We start from the raw sequence: 13,683 nt of genomic DNA, 5'->3' as shown, positions 1-13,683 counted from the left end.
GGCTACCACAGGGTAAACCCATGATCGCGGTGGGGGCTTTTTGAGGAGGCCCGAATTAGCTCGCGCATGCATAGATAATGATAAAAATCAAGAAAAATAAGATCTTACTAATGAAGGAGATCATAGAGTTTGTTTCTGGCACTGGCTGAAGAGAACCAGCACCTACAAAAAGAGAATCAAACCTTCGAGATCGGGAGCATTCCCCGTTTATCAATGACCAATCAATTTGTTCGAAATCGGTTTCTTCAGATCTGATGCGGCCTGTAGCATGTTTGCCTTGCCCAACATCGCACAGAACCGGTCTCGATTGAGATAAGAGGCTGGAACCCGTACCAGAAACCGCCGTTGACAACAAACGGGGAATGCTCCCTTTGGTAATTCAGGGTTACAAGATTTTGAGGTGCCATCACATGCGGCAAAGCGGAAATCTTGCGGAAAATCACTTCAAGTCGTTCGTTTTATGGCCCGATCCGGAATCACCAAATAGCATCTCAGAGACTGTCTGGTGATTCCGAAATGGGAAATACAGTCGAAAGTTAACCCTGTTAGCTGACTGGGAGAAAATCATCAATGAATCTATGGATATACAAAACCAATCTCTAAAATAAGACATCCAACAATCGATGACTCCTCTTGCTGACGCCTCGACTCATACGGTTGATCCGGCATTGTGACCACCGGCCCCCCGGCATGGTGGGATTTCAACGTCTCAACCGTGCTTCATGGTCCATTCGAGACCCCAGAAGATGTTCCCACTTTTTACCCAAGCAATAAAATAGCGCGGAACCGGGGGATCTCCCCTCAAATCGATCCCCCCTCTCCCGTAATCCTCTCCAATTGCTCTTTCTTGCGCGCCATATCGGAATCCGAATCCGCGAAACGCCGCGCAATGGCCCGGAACTCCTCCTGAAGCGTCACGAACATGTCCAGAACATCCGGATCAAAGTGGGTGCCGCGTCCTTCCAGCATGATGCCCACGGCCTTTTCGTGGGACATGCCTTCCTTGTAGACCCGTCGACTGATCAAGGCGTCGTAGACATCGGCCACCGCCATCAAACGGGCGGTCCAGGGGATGGCGTCGCCCACCAGACCCAGGGGATAACCCGAGCCGTCCCATTTCTCCTGATGGGAATAGGCGATCTCCTTGGCCATGCCGAGAAACTCCACGCTCATGCCCAATTGCCGCTCGGCATGATCGATGGCATCCCGTCCCAAGGTGGTATGGGTCTTCATCACCTCGAACTCCTCCGGGGTGAACCGACCCGGTTTCAGCAGGATCCGATCTGGAATCCCTACCTTGCCGATGTCGTGCAGTGGGGCCGACTTGAACAGCATGTGAATGCTGGCATCGTTGAGTACCGCAGCGAAACGGGGATAATCCCGCAACCCCTCCGCCAGGGCCTTGACATAATACTGGGTACGTCGGATGTGGTTGCCGGTGTCCGAATCCCGGGTCTCGGCCAGGGAGGCCATGGCCAGAATGGTGACATCCTGGATCGCCATCACCTCGCGGGTGCGCTTGCCGACCTCTTGTTCGAGAAAATCGTTCTTGTCGCGCAAATAATCCGTCGAGGCCTTGAGGGCCAGATGATTTTTCACCCGCACCATGACAATCGGAGGACTCACCGGCTTGGTGAGATAATCCACCGCCCCAAGCTCCAATCCCCGCCGTTCGTCTTCCACCTCGGCCTTGGCGGTGAGAAAAATCACCGGAATGTGCCGTGTGGCCACATTCCCCTTGAGCCGACGACACACTTCGTAACCATCCATGCCAGGCATCATGATGTCCAACAGAATCAGATCCGGAGGCGTATCGGACAGGGCAATCTTCAAGGCCCGTTCCCCGCTGTTGGCCACCTTGACCTTGTAAAGTTCCTTAAGCAACCCGCTCATCAAAGACAGGTTGTCCGGGGTATCGTCCACCACCAGCACAGTGGCGCGGGTCACCAGTTCGGAATCAGGATTCATGGTATGGATTCCCAAAAAAAGGGGTTGGTCTTAAACCGACCAGCACAAACGCACTCTTTTTACAATTCCAATCCGCGCACCGCAACCGCAACGCGCAATCGATTCAGAGCACTCTCAAAATCAAAACCATGGATATCTTCTCCAATCGCATGCCACTGCTCGGGCAAAACCACCTTGAACGCCCCGATCTGCTCTTCCCAAAGATCCGTGGCCTCCGAGTTGTCCTCCGCCAGGAAGCGGGCCAAAGTCGTCACCGTGTCGGAAAAGGCCTCCCAATCCACCGGAGCCTGAACAACCAAAGCGCTCTCCACCACCGTCTCTCCGGGCATCACCGCCACCAAAGCCCCGATCAGGGCATCCAACTGCCCCTCCACCGTGTCCACCAAAGCCAGAATGGTCGACGGATCACGATTCTCCCGGATGGCGCTCTCCACCAAAGCCGCTTCGGCCTGCACCCCACTGGCGCCGATATTTCCGGCTGTGCCTTTGAGGGTATGAGCCAGTCGTTCGGCGCTTTCCCGGTCGCCGTCGGCCAGGGTTTCCCGGATCCGCTCCGGGACATCTTTCTGCCCGGCCACGAACTTGCGCAACATCGACAGATACAACCCCTTCTTGCCCACCATGCGCTTGAGTCCCGACTGCACATCCAAACCCGGAACATCCTGAGGAATCTCATCCTCCCCGCTCCCCCGGGAACCCACCACGGGAGTCGAGGCCGGCACCGCCACCGCGGGCGTGATCCACTTCGACAAGATGACGAACATCTCTTCCACATCCAAAGGCTTGGCGATATGATCACACATGCCCACCGCGATCACCTTTTCCCGATCCCCGGCCATGGCGTTGGCGGTCATGGCGATCACCGGAAGACGATCCCAGGCCGGATTCTTGCGAATCTCCCGGGTGGCGGTATAACCATCCATCACCGGCATCTGACAGTCCATCAACACCCCATCGAAACGATCATCGGCACGCAGGCGATCCAAGGCCTCCTGCCCGTTTCCGGCCACCACCACCTCCATGCCCACCCCGCTCAGGAGATCCATGGCCAACTCCTGGTTCATGTCGTTATCTTCCACCAGCAGCACCCGGGCGCCACGCAGTTTGGCCACAGCCTCCTGATGGGAATCCGGTTTGTCGGTGGCTCCGGTCTCCACAACCGTGCCCCGGCCCAAGGTCTCGCCGATGGTCTCCAGCAGCATGGACGGAGTCACCGGTTTGGTCACCACGGACCTCACCTCCACCCCCCGCCGCTGGGCCTCGTTGAGGGCCTCCTCCCGACCGTAGGCGGTCACCATGATCACCGAGGGGGGGTGAGCGACTCCTTCCTGCTGCACCCGCCGCACACACTCCACCCCATCCATCAACGGCATTTTCCAGTCCATCAGCACCAGATCATACGGCAGTCCCTTGAGTTCCGCCCCGGCCACCAATGACAAAGCCTCCTGACCATCCGAGGCCACATCCACCTCCAGGCCGAAATTGCGCGCCATGGTGGAAAGAATCTCCCGCGCCGCGGCGTTGTCGTCCACCACCAGTACCCGCAATCCGGTGAGTTCGTCGGCGCGGAACATGCGACGCGGCATGGGATTGGATTGCAGGCCAAACCGGGCGTGAAAATGAAAACCGGATCCCTGCCCCACCACGCTTTCGACCCAGATGCGGCCATTCATCATTTCCACCAGATTCTTGGAGATGGCCAACCCCAGACCGGTTCCCCCATATTTGCGGGTGGTGGAAGAGTCGGCCTGACTGAAGGACTGAAACATCTTGCCCAACTGTTCTTCGGTCATGCCGATGCCGGAGTCTTTGACCCAAAAATGCAACTCCGCCCCAAAATCCCCCTCGCCGACCTTTTCCACTCCGATGACGATCTCGCCTTTGTCGGTGAACTTGACCGCATTGTTTCCCAGGTTGATCAGCACCTGTCCAAGACGCAACGGATCTCCCACCAAAGCCGTGGGCAGCTCCGGGGCCACGTCGAACAACAGTTCCAGACCCTTGTGTTCCGCCTTGATGCCCACCAGATTGGCCAGATGGTCCATGACATCTTCCAGACGGAAATCGATCTGCTCCATGGACATCTTTCCGGCCTCGATCTTGGAAAAATCGAGGATATCGTTGATGATGCCCAGCAGATTCTCGGCGGAACGGTGAACCTTGTCGATATAGTTGCGTTGTTTCTTGTCCAAAGCGGTTTGCAACGCCAAATGGGACATGCCGATAATGGCATTCATGGGGGTACGGATTTCGTGGCTCATGTTGGCCAGAAAATCGCTTTTGGCCTTGGTGGCATCCTCGGCGGCCCGACGGGCCTCGGCCATGGCCTGCTCCACCGCCTTGCGTTCGGTGATGTCCCGACCGATGCCCAAAAGTCCCAACAAACGGCCCTGACCGTTGTAAAACGGCGCCCGGACCGTATCGAGCAACACCTGTTTGCCATCGGAATAATCGACCCACTCCTCCACGGAGTGCCGCACCAAAGACTCCATCACCTCGTGGTCCCCCTGACGGATGGAAAACGCCACTTCCGGTGAAAACACATCATAATCGCTGCGTCCGACGATCTCTTCCACGGGTCTGCCGAGCCGTTCGGCGAAGGCGATGTTGCAGCCCAGATAGATGCCTTCCGTATCCTTGTAATAGATCAGATCCGGAATCGAGTCGATCAAGGCGCCGAGGGTGGCCCGTTGACGTTCGATCTCCTCCCCGGCCCGTTTCTTTTCGGTGATGTCGTCCAGGGTGAACTGCCACAACTGCCGTCCCTGGAACTGGAACAGCATCATATGGACCTGAGCATCCCAGACATCCCCGTTGGGACGGCGATGACGCCACTCGAACACCTGGGGACCACTGTTCAATTCGGTCAGATCGAACTGCTCGAAGGCGGTTCTGGAATCCATGCCATCGTACTGGACCGGCGCGGAGACATCGATGGGGCTTTTGCCCAGCAGATTCTCCCGACTGGCATACCCATACATGCGCACCGCCGCCGGATTGCAGTCGATGAACCCTTCCCCGCTCGGATCGTAGATGACAATCGGACGCGCCGACTCCTGGAACAGCATTTTGTTGTAGGCTTCGCTGTCCCGGATCGCCGCCTCGGCGGCCTTGCGCTGGGTGATGTCCCGGAGGGAGGCGCAGATGCAGATACCGCGCCCTCCCAAAGCCGGCAGCCGGGAGAGGGAAACTTCCACCGGAAACTCCCCGCCATCTTTGCGCATGCCCATGAAATCCCGACCACCCACCTGGGATGGACGTGACACACCCAATGCGGTATACGCCTCCCGCAGGACCGGATGCTCGTCGATCAGGGCATCGGGGACCAAATCCTCGATCCGCCGTCCCACCAGATCCCCTTCCTCGTAACCGAACATGGCATGAATGCGTGGATTGGCCAAAATGATCACCCCATCCTGCTCGGCCACCAGCATACCATCCGGCGCGGACTCGATGATGCCCCGATACCACTCTTCCGTAGCCTGGAGCGCGTTGCGTCGTTCTTCCAACTCCACGGTCTGCTCGGCCAGTTGGGAGGCCTGCGCTTCCATGGTTCTGGCCTGTTGCCGGGTCTCTTCCAGCAGTTGGCGGGTGCGCAGATTGCGATCCAGAATTTCGATGCTCATGGCCAGCAGGGGCATCAATCCATCCAGCAACGCCTGTTGATGCACGTCGAAAGCCACGAAAGCGGCCAATTCCACCACGGCCAACAACTGATCGTTACGCTGCACCGGCAATACCATGATGGCGCGGGGCACCGCCTCGCCGATCCCGGACCCCACCCGCACATAGTCCGCCGGAGGCCGGACGACCACGATGGGACTTTTTTCCAGGGCGCACTGCCCCACCAGCCCCTCGCCGATCTCGAACACCGGATGAAACCCTTTGCGTTCCCGAAAAGCATAACCCCCGAAAAGACGCAACCGACCCTGCTCGTGCAGATAAAAAGCGCCATGACCGATCTGGAGCAGCGGCGCCACCCCGGACAAAAACTTGCGGGCCAGATCGGCGAAATCGGTGGCCTCTTGCAACACCGAAGAGATGGCGGCCTGATTGACCTTGACCCAGCGTTGGGCTTCCATCTCCCGGGCACCGGTTTGCAGCACGGCGATGGAACGGGCCAACGCCCCGATCTCGTTGGGATGATCGGTGTTGGGCACCTCGATGTCCAACTGCCCCGCGGCCAACTGCTCCACCGCATCCCGCAACCGCTCGGTGGGACGTCGGATCGAAATGCCGATGAACCAACCCAGCAAAGTCCCGATGCATCCCCCTCCGGCCAACAGCCAAAACGGAATCCGATGGCCCAACAGATTCTCGGAATACAGATAAAACAACAACGGCCCCAAGGTCACCACCAGGAAACCCACGAATCCAAACGCCAGTTTGCCACGCAACTGGCGTCGTTCCAGCAGAGTCAACAACAGCGTCATGACTCGGACTCCAAGTGATAAGGCGGTGTCCGACCTGCGGCCATCGCCAGTTCATTGACTTCGATCTTGAGTGCGTGGATCCGTTCCTGGCAGCTCTTGGCCAAACTGTGAAAACCGACATCCGACATGCGCATCAATTTGCGTTCCGCGTTGCGCAGATCGCTGATATCGATGAACGTACCCACCATGCCTCCCGGACTGCCATCCGGCAGTCGGAAACCGGATGCGTAATAGATCGTCTCCCGAGTGGAACCATCCCCATAAGGCATGGGAACCTCCCGCCGTACTGTGGTGCCAGTGGCGATCACCATTTCATCCTCGGTCTGATAGGCCACGCGATCCGCCTCCGGCAGATAGTCCAGATCCAACACCCGCTTGCCGATCAATTGATCACGCTCGGTATTGAACGTCTCTTCGTAGGCCCGGTTGAACCCCAGAAAACGGGTATCCACCCCTTTGTAGAAAACCGGATAGGGAATGGTATCCACCAAGGCCTGCTGAAACACCAGTTGACCCGCCTTGATCCGTTCCGCCTCGGCGGTGGCGCTCAACAACTGTTCGGCATCCCGGTTGCGACGCTGGATTTCCAGGTTCAAGGCGAGCATGGCCACCATCTCCTCGCGCATGCCCACCGACTCGTCGTCCCGTTCCCCCAGCATCGCCATCTCGACCACACCCAACACCACATCGTTGAGCAAAATCGGCAACATGACTACACGATCGGGGGTGAACTCACCCAATCCGGAACGGATCGTCCGGAGATAACCGGTGGGCGGAACCAACATCAAGACCCGTCGTTCGACGGCGCACTGCCCCAGCAGCCCCTGTCCCGACAACAACTCTTCCGGCTGCTCCGGCTCCCGGGCATAAGAGGCCACCAGACGCATGGCGCCAGAACCCGGTTTGTCATACACATAGATCACGCCTTGCAACAATCCCAGAATGGCATGGGCCTCGTGCAAGAAAATCCGTCCCAGATCCTCGACGCCCTTGGCCTGCTGCATACGCAACGAAGCGGCGGCCAAAGCGGATTTGTGACCCGCGCTCACCTCCTGACGGGCGGCATAGGCCTGCAACTTGACCGCCGCCACCTCCTGGGCGTGATGACTCCGCAACAGTTTCAGGAGCAACAGGAACATCAAAAATGCGGCCAACCCCATGGCGATCATCTTGCCAATGCGACCCGACCAGGGCACCGTGCGGGTCAAATCCTCCATCAACACCAGACGCCAATCCCCGTGGGGATCATTCCAGGGCACCCGGACGCTGGCCACCGCGTGACGCCGTCCCTCGAACCAGGAAAAACCCGGCTCGACATCCATGGGCAGGGAGTCCGGCTGCCGGGTCTCGAACAACTTGCCAAATTGTTTCAGCTCACGAATCGACTTCAACCGTTCCGGCGTCGATTCCCCCGCCAGAAACCCCACCCAACCCTCATGGTTGCTGGCAAAAACCACTCCCTGTGGGGAAAGCAGCAAAACCAGATCCGATTTGGTGGCCAGCAACCGGTCGATGCTCTCCGGACCGGTACGCGCCACCATGGCACCGATCTTGGGCGCAGAGGATCTCGACTCGCTGACCACCGGCGCCGCGAAATAGATCGCCCGCCGACCCGTGGCCAGACTGACCGCCGCATAAACCGATTGTTTGCCCTTCATGGCCATCTGAAAATAGGGACGAAACTGCACATCAAGTCCGCTTGAGGGTTTGCCCGAATTGTCCCAACTGGAGCGTACCACTCCAGATGTCCCCACCACGAAAACCCCCTCGGCACCATGGGAATGTCCCACGCTCTCCAGCATGGATATGAATTTCGGTTCGTTGAGGGTGCGTTGTGAAAGGGCGTCCAGCTTGACATCGGGATCGATCAAACCCAGCATGACCACCGATCCCATCAAGTTGCCATTCAGGGTCAAGGCGAGCAGTTCCACGGCGCTGCGTTCCACATCCGTGTTGAGCAGCGTGAGTCGATCTTTCTCCAGTTGCATCCGCAACCGTTCTTCCACCAGAAATGAAACGGCAACACTCAACAGCACAATCAATACCCAAACCCGACGGGGCCGATGGGCAATCCAGGCCGCAAGCCTGGTCATCGCGAAGACTCCAGGAGTTGACTCTTGCCACGCTCGTTGCGCTCGATGATCTCCATGCACATGGCCACCACGGTCAACAAGCCATCCAGCAACGTCAACTCCTCTTCCCGAAACCGCCGGAACGACGCCAGTTCGATCACCCCCAGCAAGGTTCCCGCGTGCATGATCGGCACCAGCATCAACACCGTCGGCGGGGCGGAACCCAACATCGAACCGATGGCGGGATAATCCGGTGGCAGATGGTCCACCATAATGGTCCGCTGTTCGATGGCGCACTGGCCGACCAGTCCAAAACCCAACGGGGTCTCCAGGAGTTCATCATTGCCCCGCGCCCGCGCATAACCGCCACAGGCCACCAGCACCCCCCGTGTCCCATCCAGCCGGTGAAACCCTCCCAAACCCAAATCCAGCAATGGCGCCACATTGCTGAAAAAAACCCGTGCCAACTGCTCGTGACCGCCCGCCCGCTGCAAGGCCGCCGTAATGGTCGCCACATTGGTCTGCAACAGACGACGGGACTCGGCGATCTGACAGGTCATGCGGTTGAAGGCAGCCATCACTTCGCCGATCTCGTCGGAACGACGCTCCGGCAACCGTACCGAAAAATCCCCCTCCGTGACCCGACGGGTTCCATCGGCCACCTGTCGCAACGGGATCACCACCAGCCGGTTGGCCACCTCGAACACCGCCAGCACCGAGGCCAACATCGCCGCCACCATGGCGATCAACACCACCAGAAAATATCCGGTTCCCAACACGCTGGACCGGTCGAACACCGCGATGGTGTACCATTTCAGCGGCGCGAGATAGGCGACCCCCGCGACTCTGGGGGTGCCCTGAAGGGTCAAGCCCACCCAATCGCTTCCGCCCCCCAACTTGACCCGATTCATGGCCGATTTGAGTTCGGATCGTTCCTGATCATTGGCCAGCAGTTTCCAGATGGTCGATGAGGCCCGCTCCGACTGGATGGGGGCGTTCAAGGCGATCAGGGCGGGGTCCGCATGCCCCTGAATGGCCCCATCCTCGTTGACGAACAGACCCGTCACCCCCTGTTCGCTGCCCTTGATGAAAGTTTCGATGAATTGAGTAATGTCAATCCCGGTTCCCACCACCCCGACCGCCTCATTGCCGGCTTTCATGACGACGTTGATCCAAAGTTTCGTCTGATTCAACTGCGCATCATGGGCCACATTGAAATGATACGGTTCCGGATTGGCCAAGGTCTTGTAAAACCATTCATGCTCCTTGTCCGTGGTGTTCAGGAGTTTGGTCGGTTCCAACCTGGCGGAACCGTCGAGTGCGGCAATGGACTTGGCATCCGCGAAATAATAATACCCTGCGGACTTGGAGGCCACAAACGCCACGTGGGTAGAAAAAAGACCGATCAGACTGCCCAACTCCCGCACAGCCGGGCCGGAGGCGTGGGCATCGGACGGATCCAACACCCAGCGCCGCAACACCTCGGAATCCGCCATTTTCCGGGCCAGAATCAGATCCCCCTGGATCCCTCCCAGAGTCTTCTCCCGATGCAATAGGACATAACGCTCCACCGAATAACGAATCAATTCAAGCTGGATGCGCTCCTGAACGGAATAGACCATGACCAGCGTCACCCCCCCGATCAGGAGCACACCTCCGGCCAAAAACAGCATCATCTTTTCACGCAAACCAAAACGCATGCCCTGCTCCAAGGTCCGATTCGACTCTGCGTGCCAGAAAATTAACGCGACTCACGGATCTTCCTATCCAGGATGAAGGCACCCAACGCCTTGTCCGAATGAAGAATATGACTGGTCAGCCAACTGGACAAAAAAGCCACCAGTTCGTCTTTGGGAACCCGATGACCGTTCCGAATCCGTTCGCGCACCGCAATCACCTTTTCGACAAAATCCCGATGCTGCCCGATATGAGCTTCCGCATCCGCAGGACGTATGGCGTCATATCCCTGCTCGCTGATGGCTCTTTCCTCGGTCTTGAAATGATAGTCGGTATAATTCACCAATCCCTGCACAATCCGACCAACCTCCTCCAGGCTGCTCTGATCGGTCAGTTTGGTCGCCGCGTCGTTGAGCATATTAATCAACACACGGTGCTGATCATCAATCATCCCGACCCCGGTCGAAAAATCCACACGCCAGACAATCGGTTGCATCAGGTCAACAGACATGTTTCCCTCACCAATCAAGAATGAAACCCCTCAACAGGTTACATTCTACAGCCACTGATTGGACACACAAGGAATCATGCAAACAAACGAAGGGACATCATGGCCGCTGCACGGGCCAGGGTGGCCCGTGCAGGATCGTGGAAAAAGATGAACAAACTTTCATGCATACAACCAATCAGCAACCCGCCACTTGACAACACAAAACGCGTCGAAAGAAAACCGGATCACACCCGCTCGATACGCTCAATGCCTTCAAAGGCGATCTGGCTGCCATCCCACAGGGTGATCACCCCCGAGGCATCCCCGGCGTCGAATTGAATGGCACCATCCACCATCGTGTAATCCGCACTGGTTTCCAGGGTCCAGTTCCCCACGTGATCCAACTGCACACCCGGTATGGCATCGACTCCTTCCAACCGCACCACATCCGTCCAACCGTTGCCCATTCCCCCCTGCACCGAATCATTGCCGCCACCGGCACGCAACAAGAAGATATCGTTGCCATCGTTACCCATCATGACATCGTTACCCGTTCCACCATCCAAAATATCGTTGCCGGTTCCACCGGTCAGGATGTCGTTGCCGGCTCCACCGGTCAGGGTGTCATTGCCGGCTCCACCATCCAGGGTGTCGTTGCCAGCGCCACCATCCAGGGTGTCGTTGCCATCTCCACCATAAAGTTTATCGGTGCCATCTCCGCCGTAAAGCGTGTCGTTGCCCCCCAGGCCATAAATGGTATCATCCCCGGCCCCGCCATTGATGACGTTGTCCCCCTGATGCCCGGTGAGACTGTCACTGTAGTTGGTACCGAAAATCTCATCGATGGTCGTCGCCACATTGACCGTGGTGACATCGCTCAGCACGTTGCCATCGTCGTCGGTCACGCACATGGTCAAGGTGTCCGCGCTGTGACTGCTCATCAATGAGGCATCCAACTCCACCGTCCAGGTATGCAACCCGGTCGCCGACGCGCTATGATCCACCACCGAAGCATAACCGTATTCATCGCCGCTGATGGTCAAGGCCAAATCCGACAAGGCGGTCTCCAGACCCGCACGAATCGCATCCACCAGATTGCTGCTGGTAGTGGTCAACTCCACCACCGCACCCCGTCCAAATTGATCGACGATATCTTGATAAAATCCGGTTTCATCGTAGTCAACCCATCCATCCGCCACCAAAAAGATCGGAATGATGTTGGCCGCAGCCAGATTGGCCGCAGTCTGAGCGATTTCCGTCGGAGTGGTATGGGCCGTGGCATCGGTGGCAATGACCACCACCTTGGGCACCCCAGCCCTGAAACCGTATTGCCCGGCAATGGCCGCTTTGGCCACATCGTTGAGCGCGGTGATCTGATCTTCCGGAGCATCGTTGGCCGTGCCGCCGTCTGCCGCCATGGAATCATACCCCTTGCCGGTCTTGGTGCTGTCCAGATAGGAACCGGTCGTGTCGGCTGCCAGATTCAGATTGTGAATCAAACCCGTATTGTTGCCACCGCCCAGTTTGTCCTTGAAACTTCCCAGTCCGTAACGGGTATCCCCGATCATGCCGTTGACCCCCTTCACCAAATCATCCAGCAATCCCAGATCAGCACTGTTGTTGGTGCTGTCCTGATTGCCACGGATGATACTCAGGTCATCCTTGAAGGAACCGGTCAGATCCTGAAGAATATAAAGATCCAACTGCGTGGGCAGATGCCCCCCTGGCGCCTGGGCCGTGATGGTCAAGGTCACGGTACCCCCTTCGGGATAAAGATCGGCGTTGACAGTATCCGCATGACCATCCGAAGCGTTGATGGTCGTGACATCCGCCGTGGAGGTAGAACCGGTCCAGGGGGTACCATTCTCCAATGTCTCTTGCACGTTGACAGTCGATCCCACATTGAAGGTGACCTGAGCCATGTCGGTCAGACCATTGGCGTCCGACACCGTGTAGGAAACCGTCTCACTCCCCACAAAATTGGCATTCGCCGTGTAGGTCACGTTGCCATTCACCATGGACAAGGTTCCATGTTGAACCGCGCCGATGGAATCCACATGCAACGCGGCTCCGGTGGGACTGACATCGTTGCTCAAAATGTTGTAAGTCACCGTCTGGCCCGATTGGGTGTTGACCGTATCATCTCCGGCTTCCAGATTCGTGGGCTGATACCCTTCCACAGAAAGCGATTGGGACGTGGTGGTGGAATGTCCATCGTTTTCCGTGGCGGTGGCCGTAACGGTCAAACTGAAATCAGCGGTCTGATTCTGGGAAACATGAACCGTCAGACCGTTCAGATCAGCGGCAGACAAGCTCCACACCCCATGTCCGTTGTTCGTGCCGTGGGAAAGCGCCACACCATCCGGAACCCCACTCACCGTGATCGACATCGCTTCCGAACCGTCCAGATCGGTCAAGGCCGCGGCAATGTTCAACGGATAGACCGATAACAGCCCATCCCCCAACGCAGCGGACAAGGTCGGCGCATCCGCGACCCCCAGAACATCCACATCCATGACCCCACTGGTGGTCAAGGTATCCGTGCCGTCCGTGGTCGAGACACGCAAACCCAGACTAAAATCAACATTGCTGTTGGCCGGAGGCGTGATGGTCAAATCGGGAATCGTCCAGGAAACCGGCTGACCCTGAGCGTTGGTGGCCTGCACCTGCAAAGCGGATTGGGGAATCTCCCATGTTCCAGGCGTCGCGCCGGCGGACCCCACACTCAAAACTGCACCCTGGGGCACATCGGTCATGACAATATTGCCAGACAGGGCTTCAGATCCGTCGGTGTCCTGCAAAGAAAACGAAATATTCAAGACAATGGCCGAATCCTCATTTCCCGAGGCATCGCTCAACACCAAGGTCGGAGTATCCGCATCCGCCGCCACGGAGACCGCGATGGTTCCGGTTTGCGTCGCCGTATCCCCGCCATCCGCCTCGGTGGAGGTGGCCGTCACGGTCAAACTGAAGTCGGAGTCGCTGTTGCTTGCGGGGGTGAGGGTCAGGCCGCTCAACTGGTCGGAGGTCAAGGTCCAGGTGC

General features: G+C 57.8%; 5 protein-coding genes and 1 pseudogene. All 6 read right to left on the bottom strand.

Annotation, left to right across the window (positions count from 1 at the left end; all coding sequences use genetic code 11):
• Window positions 1-801 precede the first annotated feature (801 nt).
• Entirely contained in the window at window positions 802-1,968 is a 1,167-nt protein-coding gene (locus HQL98_16000; protein ID MBF0273548.1) for a two-component system response regulator, read from the bottom strand.
• A 59-nt stretch (window positions 1,969-2,027) separates the two neighbouring features.
• Window positions 2,028-6,401: a PAS domain S-box protein gene (locus HQL98_15995; GenBank protein ID MBF0273547.1), complete on the bottom strand. Its 4,374-nt coding sequence runs from the start codon at window positions 6,399-6,401 to the stop codon at window positions 2,028-2,030.
• Window positions 6,402-6,967: 566 nt separating this feature from the next.
• Window positions 6,968-8,494: pseudogene (locus HQL98_15990) on the bottom strand (GAF domain-containing protein).
• The gene (locus HQL98_15985) at window positions 8,491-10,173 is read right to left on the bottom strand and encodes a HAMP domain-containing protein (protein MBF0273546.1); all 1,683 of its coding nucleotides are present in this window, start codon (window positions 10,171-10,173) and stop codon (window positions 8,491-8,493) included. The pseudogene HQL98_15990 and the gene HQL98_15985 overlap by 4 nt, the downstream one beginning before the upstream one ends.
• Before the next feature lie 41 nt (window positions 10,174-10,214).
• The gene (locus HQL98_15980; GenBank protein MBF0273545.1) at window positions 10,215-10,661 is read right to left on the bottom strand and encodes a hemerythrin family protein; all 447 of its coding nucleotides are present in this window, start codon (window positions 10,659-10,661) and stop codon (window positions 10,215-10,217) included.
• A 224-nt stretch (window positions 10,662-10,885) separates the two neighbouring features.
• A partial coding sequence (locus tag HQL98_15975; GenBank protein MBF0273544.1) for a cadherin-like domain-containing protein occupies window positions 10,886-13,683 on the bottom strand: 2,798 nt, incomplete at its 5' end.

Source organism: Magnetococcales bacterium, from assembly GCA_015231755.1.
Lineage (GTDB): Bacteria > Pseudomonadota > Magnetococcia > Magnetococcales > Magnetaquicoccaceae > Magnetaquiglobus.
This window is presented reverse-complemented; position numbering and strand designations above follow the sequence as displayed.

What these genes read in the sequence shown, in the direction of transcription:
- HQL98_15995 (MBF0273547.1), bottom strand. Translation starts at nt 6,401, where the DNA reads ATGACGCTGTTGTTGACTCTGCTGGAACGACGCCAGTTGCGTGGCAAA.
- HQL98_16000 (MBF0273548.1), bottom strand. Translation starts at nt 1,968, where the DNA reads ATGAATCCTGATTCCGAACTGGTGACCCGCGCCACTGTGCTGGTGGTG.
- HQL98_15985 (MBF0273546.1), bottom strand. Translation starts at nt 10,173, where the DNA reads ATGCGTTTTGGTTTGCGTGAAAAGATGATGCTGTTTTTGGCCGGAGGT.
- HQL98_15980 (MBF0273545.1), bottom strand. Translation starts at nt 10,661, where the DNA reads ATGTCTGTTGACCTGATGCAACCGATTGTCTGGCGTGTGGATTTTTCG.